Genomic DNA, 11,521 nt, shown 5'->3' on the forward strand with positions numbered 1-11,521 from the left:
GTCATGTTTGATCGCGACACACTGATCGTGTCGTACGACGAAGCACGCGGCGAGCCAAGAGGTCGGCGGAAGAAGTCACTTAGCCATACTCAGGCGAGAGAAGCTGGCTTTGGCGACTGTGTAGACTGCGAGCTATGCGTTCAGGTTTGCCCAACAGGCATTGATATTCGTGATGGGCTCCAGTACGAGTGCATTACCTGTGCAGCCTGCATTGATGCCTGTGACAGCGTCATGGACAAAATGGGCTACCCCAAAGGGCTTATTCGCTATACAACGGAAAATGCGCTAGAAGGCAAGAAAAGCCACATTTTACGGCCTCGACTGCTGAGCTACTTTGCCGCGCTGATTATTATGGTCGTTGCGTTTGCCTGGACGGTTAACGACCGCATTCCACTTAGTTTCGACACCGAGCGTGAGCGCACACAGCTGTATCAAATGACCCGAGAAGGGCAAATCAGCAATGTTTACAGCCTCACGGTGCGTAACCTTGATAACCAGCCACACACTTACCAAATCAGTGTGTTAGGCCTTCCCAGCTTAACGCTAGATAGCGCGTCGATTAGCGTGCCGGCAGGCGAATCTCGCATTCAGGTCGTCACCGTACTGGCAAACCCTCAAGATCTAAGCCAGCCCAGCCACCCCATTACTTTTGTGCTACAAGCACAACAAGATGAGCAAATCCGTCAGGAGCGTGAAGCCCGCTTCTTAGGTAACGCCAGGAGATAAATGCGTTATGTCAGACCCTACGATTACGCCTTGGTACAAACAGTTCTGGCCATGGTTTTTGTTAGGCTTGTTGTTTTCCTCCATTATTGTCAGCACAACCTTTGCGGTTATGTCGGTCAAAAGCTACGACGGTATGGTGGTACAAGAAGATTACTACGAGCACGGCAAAGCAATTAACATGGTATTCGCCAAGCAAGAGCAAGCGCGCACTTTAAATTTAAGTGCCGAGTTACGCATTGATCCGCTTACCAGCGATATTGTTGTTGATCTTGCTGGTGATGCTCGCCCAGACAAGCTCTATCTAGATCTTATTTTTCCTACCGAAGACGATCGTGACCAGTCGTTTGTACTAGAGCATGTGCGCGAAGGTCGCTATATCACTCAAGGACCTGACAATCTGCGCTATCGCTGGTATCTACAGCTGCAGCCAGAGCAAGGCGATGAATCAGAATGGCGCCTTATCGGAGAAGCACGCTTTCCTGACGAAAACACCATTGCACTACTACCTGGCGGGCGCTCGGAGAACGAATGACCACGACCACCCTTAGCTGCTACCACTGCGGCAACCCGGTGCCCGAAGGGGCACCGTGGCGAATTAACATTGACGACACATCCAAATCACTATGCTGCCCAGGTTGCGAAGCCGTCGCCCATGCCATCGTCGATGGCGGGTTGGAAAGCTATTATCGCTATCGCACAGAAATGCCAGAGCGCCCTGACGAGCGCCAAGCTGCCAAAGCAGAAACCTGGTCGGTATTTGATGACCCAGGGCTACAAGCGCAGTTTGTTCACCCAGAGGGTGACGAAGGACAAGTACGCGCCACACTCGCAATAGACGGCATCACCTGTGCAGCCTGCGCCTGGCTCATTGAACACCGTTTGAATGCACTTGATGGCGTTACTTCTAGCGCGGTCAACCTTACCCATCATCGCCTACGTGTGAGCTGGGACCCCGCCGTCATCAACCTCTCACAGCTGTTCGCTGAACTAGCGGCCATTGGCTACAATGCGCAGCCCTATGAACCTGACCAAGCCCAAACGCGCTTGCAACATGAAGAACGCATGAATGTGCGCCGCCTGATTGTCGCGGCCGTCGGGATGATGCAGGTCATGATGTTCTCCATTCCCATTTATGTGTCGGGGCCTGGTGAGCTTAGCGAAGACTTTTACACTCTGTTTCACTGGCTATCGTTTGCCCTGGCCACGCCCGTGGTATTTTTCTCAGCGCAACCTTTTTTCCGTAACGCATTGCGTGATCTAAAAACCGGCGTTCTTGGCATGGATGTGCCGGTCTCGCTAGCCATTGGCGGCGCCTATTTGGCGAGCAGTTATGCAGTGCTGTTTAACGTTGGCGATGTTTATTTCGACTCGGTCGCCATGTTTACCTTTTTCTTGCTATTTGGCCGTTATGTAGAAGGTAGGGCCAGACGGCGCAGCGGCCACAGTGGCAATGCGCTGAGCGGCGTTTTGCCAGTGTCCGCTATTCGCCTTGAAGCTGATGGCAGTGAACGCATTCTGCCTGCCAGTGAACTTAAAGAAGGCGACCGCGTGCTCATCAAGCCCGGTCATGGCGTTCCCGCTGATGGCATTATCGAAGACGGCGAATCCAGCCTTGATGAGTCGATGCTGACCGGTGAGTATTTGCCAGTGACTCGACGGGTAGGCGAAAGCGTGGTGGGTGGCAGCCAAAACATGGAAAACCCGCTCACCATAAAGGTAACCCATGCTGGCAATAGCGCCAGAGTGGCCGGTATTGTCGATTTAACCGATCGCGCCTTTGCAAGTCGCCCACGACTTGCCCAGATGGCGGCGCGTATGGCGCACCTGTTTGTATTACGGCTGCTGATCGTTACCGCGTGTGTCACTGTAGCATGGTGGTTTATTGATCCGTCTCGTGTGCTATGGGTGCTACTCTCGGTATTAGTAGTCACCTGCCCTTGTGCACTGGCACTGGCCACCCCTACTGCGCTGACAGCAGGACATGGCCAATTGCGCCAGCGAGGCGTACTCATTACACGTGCTGACGCGATCGAATCACTCTCCAACGTCACCCGCGTGATTTTTGATAAGACCGGTACGCTGACCCGCGGCGAAATGCAGCTAACCCAAACGTATCCTATTGACCAACAGCATCTCGCCCACAGCGAGACGACGCTCAGTGAAGAGCGTGCCCAAGCCATCGCAGCGGCGCTAGAGGCACACTCTGAACACCCCATTGCCAGGGCTTTTCGCCCATTTCGGGATGCCACTCTGCAGGCACGCAACGTCAAAAGTGTGACCGGAAGCGGGCTAGAAGGCACTTTGAACGGCGCAACATGGCGATTAGGTAAACCCGATTTTGCGACGACAACCGCGCTGCCCCAGCCAGGCACCGGCCAGTGGCTTTTGCTCAGTGAAAACAACGCACCACGTGCCTGGTTCAAGCTGCACGATGGCGTTCGTGAAGATGCGGCTCAAACCGTTGCCGCACTTCAAGCCCGTGGACTGAAAGTAGAACTACTTTCTGGTGACACGCAAGAAGCGGTAGAAAGCTTGGCAGAACAGCTCAATATTACCACGTGGCACGCTGGCAGATCGCCTGAGGGCAAGCTGGCGCGATTACGTGAGTTACAAGCCAGCGGTGAGCGTGTCGTGATGATCGGTGACGGTATCAATGATGTGCCGGTATTGGCTGGCGCTGACGTTGCCATTGCTATGAATGGCGCCACAGATCTTGCCCGGACCCGCGCCGACGCGATACTGCTCAGTCCACGCCTAATGCGTATTTTTGAGGCGATTGATATTTCCTGCGCCACACGCCGAATTATGCGTCAAAATATGCTGTGGTCGGTTTGCTACAATTTTTCGGCACTGCCTTTAGCAGCAATGGGCTTAATTCCCCCCTGGCTCGCTGCGATTGGCATGTCGCTAAGCTCCCTGGTTGTGGTAGGTAACGCGCTGCGTCTCACTCGCTGGCGTACGCCGCCCGCCCCTCAGATTGCCCTATCAACACCGGTGATGGCATGACGATTTTATACTTACTGATTCCCCTTTCACTCACTCTTCTGGGCCTCGCGGTGTGGGCGTTTTTTTGGGCCGTGAAACACGGCCAATTTGACGATTTGGAAGGCCCAGCCCACCGCATCCTATTCGACGATGATGAGAATGACCTGACTCCCGAGCAGCGTGCCGCGCGTAAAAAAAGTGGCTCTTCTTCTCAAGATAACCAAGAGCCACCTGCATGAATCCTACGGGACTTGATTTACCGCCCCTGCTAGCCGCGTTTGTATTTGGCTTAATGGGCGGCGCCCACTGTATCGGCATGTGTGGCGGCATTATGAGCGCGCTGACCTTTGCCGTACCGCCTAGCATGCGACACCCTGCCCGCATGGGTGGGCTGCTGATTAGCTATAACGCCGGACGCATTCTCAGCTATATGGTGGCGGGTGCCATTGTTGCTGCACTTGGCACACTTATCTCACTTTCACCGTCTGCACGTGTTGCACTGCAGGCTTTCGCCGCATTGATGCTCATCCTAATGGCGCTCTATATCGCCAACTGGTGGAAAGGACTGCTGAAAGTAGAAGCGGTGGGAAGACACCTTTGGCGTTATATAGAGCCAGTAGGTAGACGCCTGATGCCTGTCGTGCATCTTCCTCAAGCCTTCGCCCTAGGGACGCTGTGGGGCTGGCTGCCCTGTGGTTTGGTTTACTCCATGCTAGCCTGGAGCTTAGCGATTGCAGACCCACTCGATGGCGCGCTGCTAATGGGTGCTTTTGGACTGGGTACACTCCCCGCTCTGCTGGCAACAGGACTTGCAGCACAGCAGTTAAGCCATTTAATTCGCCCCCCTGCCACTCGCAGCGTCGCTGCACTGTCGATTATCAGTTTCGCCCTTTGGCAACTATGGACGCTTATCTCCCTAACAACGCATTAGTCAGACCCTCCTATAGTTTGATATAGCTCAACGCATTCCAAGTGACACCGACGTAGCATGCCGAGAGAACACTGAGCGACGGCGCTCAGTCACTCCTTTTGTTTACTTCTCACTTCGGAGCGCTCGCCATGCCCGTTCATGCCACTGCTGCCTTCTCACCTACCAACACGGAAGTGTCTGGGGCTAATGCCTGGGATGAAACGCTACTGCGTCGCTATGACAAAAGTGGCCCACGTTACACATCCTACCCAACAGCTCTCGCGTTTCATGAGCAGTTCAGCGCCGATGACTTTACTCAGGCGCTAGCGCGCAGTAACGAGAGCCACCGTCCGCTATCCCTATATGTGCATGTGCCCTTTTGTCGAAAAATTTGCTTCTACTGTGCTTGCAATAAAATCGCAACGAAGAATACCGCCCTTGCGGAACCTTACCTTTCTCGGCTAGATCGGGAAATGGTGCTCACTGCCCGCCATTTAGACACTTCACGCCCGGTGCAACAGTTACACTGGGGAGGTGGTACGCCCACATTTCTAACCTTGGCACAGATGGGAGACCTGATTGATCGCCTAGATGCCCGTTTTGGTTTATCTAGCTCAGCCGATCGCGATTACGCTATTGAAATAGACCCTCGCGAAGCAGACGTATTTACTTTGCGCCACCTACAATCTCTCGGCTTTAATCGACTAAGCCTTGGCGTACAGGATTTAAACCTGCAGGTACAAAAAGCTATCAACCGCGTACAACCCCGGGTACTCACCGAAACGTTAATGGAAGAAGCTCACCGTCTTGGTTTTCGCTCACTCAATCTTGATTTGATTTATGGGCTGCCATTTCAAACCGAAAAAAGCTTTGCCGAGACGCTAAACCAAGTCATCGAACTCAACCCCGCACGGCTGTCGGTATTTAATTATGCGCACATGCCCACCCGCTTTGCGCCACAGCGACGCATTAACGAAACGGACCTTCCCAGCGCTGATGAAAAGCTGGCTATTTTGCATACCACCATAGAAATGCTGACTAATGCAGGCTATGTGCATATTGGCATGGATCACTTTGCACGACCTGACGATAGCCTAGCGATTGCACAGCGCAACGGCACCTTACAACGCAATTTTCAGGGCTACTCTAGCCATGCACAGTGCGATTTAGTTGGCTTAGGCGTATCCGCTATATCACGGGTTGACGACGTTTACGCACAAAACCCGACTCAGCTTGGCCAATATGAAGCAGCCTTAGATCAAGGTAAGCTGGCAACCGTCAAAGGATTAAGGTTAAATAAGGATGACCTAATACGAAGAGACGTGATTGAACGGCTAATGTGCGACATGCACATTGATCTAGCGGCAGTTGGAAGGCGTTGGCACATCGATGCTAGTGATTATTTTTCCACCGCAATTGAGCAATTGAAGACAGCTGAGCAAGACGGTTTAATCACTCGCCATCGGCAAGTTATTAGCGCCACCCCCACTGGGCGGCTGCTGATTCGCCATTTGGCGATGGCCTTTGATGCTCGCATAGCTGACCAGCCGACTCAGCGCTACTCTAAGATTGTATAAGCTTGTTGAGACGTCTTGCCTCTGGGCCTATGATGGCTAACGAGAAAGGGAGAATGATATGCCACACCCCGCCAGCCAACGACGCTCACTACTGCAAGAGGCGCGCTGTCAGACCTGTAGCCTAAGCTCGCTGTGTCTGCCGCTTGCCTTAGAGCTTGAGGATATGGGCCAGTTTGATGCCATCATTCGCCGCCGCGCACCGCTCAAAAAAGGCGAGCCCCTGTTTCGCCAGGGCGATCACTTCACCAGTGTGTATGCCGTCCGCTCAGGCAGCCTGAAACAGGTGACCAGCGAAGGGAACGGCAATGATCAGCTGACAAATTTCTACCTTCCCAGCGAACTAGTGGGATTGGACGGAATTGATGAAGAGCACTACCCCGGTAGCGTCATTGCACTGGAAACCACAACGGTATGTGAAATTCCATTTGATCGCTTGGACCTGCTTTCCGAAGAACTGCCCGAACTACGTGGCCAGCTTTATCGGAGCATGAGCAAAGAATTGCGGGATGACCGGCGCATGATGCGCTTGCTATCGCGTAAGACGGCCGATCAACGACTAGCCAGCTTTTTAGTCACCCTTTCAGACCGTTTTCGTCGACGTGGATACTCGCCTTATAGCTTCAGACTCTCCATGTCCCGCGCCGACATCGGCAATTACTTAGGCTTGGCGGTAGAGACGGTCAGCCGTATTCTTAGCCGCTTTCAACAGCAAGAGGTGGTGGCTGTTTCAGGGCGCGAGGTTAATATTTTAGATATGCGGCGCCTCATCACGCTAACTGAAGAGGAAGAACAGTCGGCTAGTCCACGCTAAGCGCCTGAATACGCCCTTCCATCAACGCCGCTTGTTTGGCTTCAAGGCCAGCAAAGTCAAATAAACGGCGGTCTGCTAGCTGGGAAGGCGCTACATTGGTCACCGCTTTAAACATGCTCTCTAGACGTCCTGGATGTTTTTTATCCCACTCAGCCAACATATCTTTGACAACTTGACGCTGGAGATTGGGCTGAGAGCCACATAAGTTGCAGGGAATAATCGGGAATTCCATTAGCCGAGCAAACTCTGCAATATCAGCCTCTTTGCAGTAGGCAAGGGGGCGAATGACAATATTCTTGCCATCGTCAGATAAAAGCTTGGGAGGCATTGCTTTCAAAGTGCCACCAAAGAACATGTTAAGAAATAACGTTTCTAAAATATCTTCACGATGATGCCCTAGGGCAATTTTCGTAGCCCCAATTTCCTCGGCAAACCCATAAAGAGAGCCACGTCTTAGTCGTGAGCAGAGCGCGCAGGTCGTTTTTCCTTCCGGGGTTTTCTCTTTCACCACCGAGTAGGTGTCACGCTCTAGAATGTGGTATTCAACCCCCATTTTATCTAGGTATTGGGGCAACACATGCTCCGGGAAGCCTGGCTGTTTTTGATCCATATTGACGGCGACCAGAGAGAAATTAACCGGCGCGTTGCGCTGCAGGTTAAGCAGTATCTCCAGCATCGTATAGCTATCTTTGCCGCCAGACAGGCACACCATCACCTTGTCACCTTCACCAATCATTTGATAATCAATGATGGCGTTGCCAACCTCTCGCCGTAAGCGCTTTTGTAGCTTATTAAATTCACGCTTCTGTTTAGCGGCGTGATGCTCGGATGGTGTCTGTGCGCTATTAACAGCAGGGCTGTCAACAGAAACAGTATCAGGCGCTGCGGGGTCAAAATAGTCAGGTTGTAGCATGGTGTAGGCACTGCCGATGGTAGAAGAAGCAGCGGGCATTCTAACAAGACTCACCACGTCCACCCAAGATAAACCCGTGGATTCATCCCATGAGGGTAGTAACGACTATCCCTGCTGGGCGATCTCGCGCTGCAAACGCAGATATAAAAGCGCGCTTGCGGTTGCATCCCCCAGCACTCCCATCCACTGAAGAGCGGGCATTTGCCAACGAGCGAGCGCTTCCGTCAAGTGGCCGTTCGTCTCACACTGCGGATGTAAGCGACGCAGTTGGCGATAGTGTAGCTTACCAACATCGACCTGGGCATTGGGCAAACCAAATCCCAACCCTGCTTTAAACAAAAGATTAAGGTGTTCCACCGAGCGGCCTAACTGCCAACCAATTAGCGGCCGATTACCGATGAATTCAGCTAGCGCCCCAAGATGCTCAGCGTTAGGCGCCAGCACCGTGTCCGTCGCATACAGCTGATGATGTCGCCGCAGCGCGGGGGCGTTGTTGTTCTGCTCTTCTGCCAGGGTAGCCACCCAGGCTCGGCTGGTCTGCACTCTCCCTGGGCTTAAGACAACAGCAGCGACGCTGACCACCGGCGCTTGGCCTGGGCTAGCCTGGCAGGCAAGCGCCACCATTTCCTCCCCCATGTAGGGCTGAAACAGCCATGCGTAGGGGGAATCTGCCCAGCGTCGGCGGTCGCTTTCGCGCTGCATTAATGTACGCAGCGAGCCACTGAGTAGTGACATATGCCGGTCTAACAAGCGCATTCCGCTCACGAATACTCCAAATGATAACGATGGGAGAGCCGCTGCTTAAAATCTTTTACGATATGCAGCGCCTCACGCAGCAGATCACGCTCAAGGGACGAGAGTTCTTGCACCACCACACGGTTGCTGCGCTGCTGAGTCGACGCTTCTGCTGTCTGCAACTGCTGCTTTAAACGTAGTTCGGTAAACAGCGCCAGCGCCTCGCCCAGGTCATCCGCAAAACGGCGATCAAGACGACCATCTTCTGCTAAAGCGTCCAGGCGATCTAAGGTGGAAGTAGCATTAATGCGTCGCTCGAGGGCCATTGTGCGCACCCCATGAACAATGGGAAAAATACCGCCTTTTTTAATATCGATCCCATGCTGGGGCTTTTTTAAGGAGCCAAATAGCGTTAGCGGTGTTGAGAAACGCAGTGCAGCGCGCGCAAAGTAGGACAGCAATAGCTCATCCCGTGAGCAGCGTTCAAACAGCTCCGCACGCACGCTGTCTAGCAATTGCGGATTACCAGCCACACCATGGGCATCCAGTAAAATCGCCAGCTTCATTAGGCTATCGCCATCTCTTGCACTCACCCATTTAGCAATGTTGTTTTTCCATTGCGACACAGTGCCAACCCATTCAGGATTAGACACCATGATATTACCTGGGCATGGTGGGTAGCCGAGCTGAATCAGCGTTTGGGTAAGCGCATTCATGTCTTCGGCAAGCGAAGGCCATTGGCTGTCATCGGCTAAAATCAGGCCATTATCTTGATCTGTTTTAAGAATTTGTTCGCCGCGCCCTTCACTACCCATCACCATTAGGCAACTTTGGGAGTGATACTGCTCAGGAATAACAAATGACCACGCTTTATTGATGATTCGGCCATTCAACGCGGCCAGTAGGTCCATGGCAAAACGTAGTTTGACCCCTTGCGCCATAAGCGCATTCACCAATTCTGGCGTACGTTGGCTGGCAGCCGCCAATGCTTCTAAGCTACTTGCCTGCTCCACCTGCAGACTAACGACATAGCTACGGCTCGAAAAATAGCTAAGGACATCCGTTAGCTCCACCACCCCTTTCAGGGCGCCCTGTTCCATCACCACCACCCGCGTTACTTTATGCCGCGTCATCAGCACGAGCGCTTCAAATAAGTATTGATGGGGGGTAACGGTTACCAACGAGAAATGGGCCACATCCTCAACGGGCGCTGTATGCTCAAAGTTGTTCAGCACCACACCATTGAGCAAATCGGTTTTGGTGACAATGCCAAACTCCCCCTGGGTTTTGACTAGCAAACTATCTGCATGGCTATCGTTGAGCTGACGCACCGCGCTGGCAATATCTGTCGATGCATCCATGATAAGAGGTTCACGCATACATTCGCTGACCTTAGCCAACATAAAGCCGGCCATGGTCACGCCGCCTTCGGCACGCTTTTCAGTCATTAACCGCGCTTTGTGAGATAGCGACTGTTTGAAGAAATTTTCGAAGTCGGGATGATGACGGCATAGTTTTATAAATAGCGCCTTCGGCATCACATAGCACAAGCATTCTTGCTCAGCTTGGAAGCGATAGCGGCTTTTACCATTCAGAATACTAATGGCACCAAACAGATCACCAGCCGTGTAGTGCCCAATCCGTGCACTGGACGCTGGCAGGGTAGGATCCAGTTCAGCAACTTCGCCCTTGTGAATCAAAAATACCGATTCACCCGCTTGCCCCATCTCGATAATAATTTCATCACGATCAAAATAGGCGATGTCCATACCACGACGAACGTGGTCACGCCCTTCATCATCAATTAATGTGAAGGGCAATTGGGAAAGATCAACGTCAATCATGAGTGACCCCAGTTAATCGCGATGAAGAACACAATGGCTTAAGATTTGATTGCTTTTTAACCAACGCCTTTATTATACCTTTTGCTATACCGCTAACGTCGTAAAGACGTTCGTTTAGCGACCAAAGTAGCGACATGAATTAGCAAACTTGGCCATTTAATATACCACCTATTAAAAGTAGCAAACATTGCTTTTAAGCGACCCATAGACCATCGTCCTATCACCCAGGAAGAGAAACTAAAAAAATATCAAAAACAAGTATTTATTTTAAAAAACAAACATCACAATACGTACTGAAAGCTCATTGATACCAAAGTCTGGGATTTATTTTTTGCAATTATTGCCCACTATTAACAACGGGCTATACAGGATGTTCACGTGGCACTTGTTAAACACTTATCAAGGCACTGAAGAAAACCTTGCCAAACCATTAACCAGCAGAGCAACTTAACCAACAAGGTGATATGCGTCTAATCGCACTAAATCATCGCAGACAACTAAAAGAGCGGTTTTCTATGAAGGATTGCCCTAATGGATCACACGCTATCCTGAGTTAACTTTCCAACCCTAAAAATCACAACTGGAGAGCACCACAATGGCAGATGACAAATCCAATGCTGCTGAATACTGGAAAGCCAACGTCCGATTAATCTTTGGATGCTTGGCCGTTTGGGCGTTCGTTTCTTATGGATGTGCCATCCTCTTTCGTCCGCTGTTAGCGGGCATTCCCGTTGGTGGGACTGACTTGGGCTTTTGGTTCGCTCAACAGGGCTCCATCCTCACCTTCATCGTACTGATCTTCTTCTATGCCTGGAGAATGAACAAACTCGATGCAAAATTCGGCCTTGGGGAGTAAGCCAGTATGAGCCAGTTTGCCATTAACTTACTGTTTGTCGGCGCGTCGTTTGCGCTCTATATCGGGATTGCGATATGGGCACGAGCCGGGTCGACTAAAGACTTCTACGTTGCTGGTGGTGGCGTTCACCCTATCACCAACGGTATGGCGACTGCCGCTGACTG

The 11,521-nt window shown here is 51.9% G+C and carries 12 protein-coding genes (1 of these 12 only partly in view); 9 read left to right on the top strand and 3 right to left on the bottom strand.

Going from position 1 to position 11,521, the window contains the following annotated elements; all coding sequences use genetic code 11:
- From INT22_RS21345 to fnr, 7 genes are all read left to right on the top strand, one after another.
- Positions 1–726 (top strand): 4Fe-4S dicluster domain-containing protein (locus tag INT22_RS21345; RefSeq protein WP_319022100.1); only part of this gene is annotated, 726 nt, incomplete at its 5' end.
- Positions 727–733: 7 nt separating this feature from the next.
- Positions 734–1,258, top strand: coding sequence for a FixH family protein (locus INT22_RS16955; protein WP_193061842.1), 525 nt, complete (start codon positions 734–736; stop codon positions 1,256–1,258).
- Positions 1,255–3,732 (top strand): heavy metal translocating P-type ATPase, encoded by a 2,478-nt coding sequence (locus INT22_RS16960; protein ID WP_193061843.1) that lies wholly within the window; start codon positions 1,255–1,257, stop codon positions 3,730–3,732. The genes INT22_RS16955 and INT22_RS16960 overlap by 4 nt, the downstream gene beginning before the upstream one ends.
- A complete protein-coding gene (ccoS, locus tag INT22_RS16965; protein ID WP_193061844.1) occupies positions 3,729–3,950 on the top strand; it encodes a cbb3-type cytochrome oxidase assembly protein CcoS in 222 nt (73 codons plus the stop codon). The genes INT22_RS16960 and ccoS overlap by 4 nt, the downstream gene beginning before the upstream one ends.
- Positions 3,947–4,642 carry a sulfite exporter TauE/SafE family protein gene (locus tag INT22_RS16970; protein ID WP_193068616.1) on the top strand — a complete coding sequence of 232 codons (696 nt, stop codon included), beginning with the start codon at positions 3,947–3,949 and terminating at the stop codon, positions 4,640–4,642. Before ccoS ends, INT22_RS16970 begins: the two co-directional genes overlap by 4 nt.
- 128 nt (positions 4,643–4,770) lie before the next feature.
- Complete coding sequence (gene hemN / locus INT22_RS16975; protein WP_193068617.1) at positions 4,771–6,198, top strand: oxygen-independent coproporphyrinogen III oxidase; 1,428 nt, start codon at positions 4,771–4,773, stop codon at positions 6,196–6,198.
- 58 nt (positions 6,199–6,256) lie between these two features.
- Positions 6,257–7,009, top strand: coding sequence for a fumarate/nitrate reduction transcriptional regulator Fnr (gene fnr / locus INT22_RS16980; RefSeq protein ID WP_193061847.1), 753 nt, complete (start codon positions 6,257–6,259; stop codon positions 7,007–7,009).
- Here fnr and ttcA read toward each other — a convergent pair.
- The 3 genes from ttcA to INT22_RS16995 form a co-directional block, all read right to left on the bottom strand.
- Positions 6,996–7,961 (bottom strand): tRNA 2-thiocytidine(32) synthetase TtcA, encoded by a 966-nt coding sequence (gene ttcA / locus INT22_RS16985; RefSeq protein ID WP_193068621.1) that lies wholly within the window; start codon positions 7,959–7,961, stop codon positions 6,996–6,998. The genes fnr and ttcA overlap by 14 nt on opposite strands.
- Positions 7,962–8,027: 66 nt before the next feature.
- Positions 8,028–8,678, bottom strand: a complete 651-nt coding sequence (locus tag INT22_RS16990; protein ID WP_193061868.1) for a DNA polymerase III subunit epsilon — start codon at positions 8,676–8,678, stop codon at positions 8,028–8,030.
- Between the two features lie 5 nt (positions 8,679–8,683).
- Complete coding sequence (locus INT22_RS16995) at positions 8,684–10,501, bottom strand: putative nucleotidyltransferase substrate binding domain-containing protein (RefSeq protein ID WP_193061848.1); 1,818 nt, start codon at positions 10,499–10,501, stop codon at positions 8,684–8,686.
- A 595-nt stretch (positions 10,502–11,096) separates the two neighbouring features.
- Here INT22_RS16995 and INT22_RS17000 point away from each other — a divergent pair.
- Together INT22_RS17000 and INT22_RS17005 are read left to right on the top strand one after the other, a co-directional pair.
- Entirely contained in the window at positions 11,097–11,357 is a 261-nt protein-coding gene (locus tag INT22_RS17000; RefSeq protein WP_038477966.1) for a DUF4212 domain-containing protein, read from the top strand.
- Positions 11,358–11,363: 6 nt separating this feature from the next.
- Positions 11,364–11,521, top strand: partial view of a sodium:solute symporter family protein gene (locus INT22_RS17005; RefSeq protein WP_193068618.1) — the 5' end (the start) only. 1,648 nt of this gene lie beyond the right edge of the window; only the first 158 of its 1,806 coding nucleotides appear in the window; the start codon lies at positions 11,364–11,366; the stop codon falls past the right edge of the window.

Source organism: Halomonas sp. 3D7M (genome assembly GCF_014897885.1).
GTDB lineage: Bacteria > Pseudomonadota > Gammaproteobacteria > Pseudomonadales > Halomonadaceae > Vreelandella.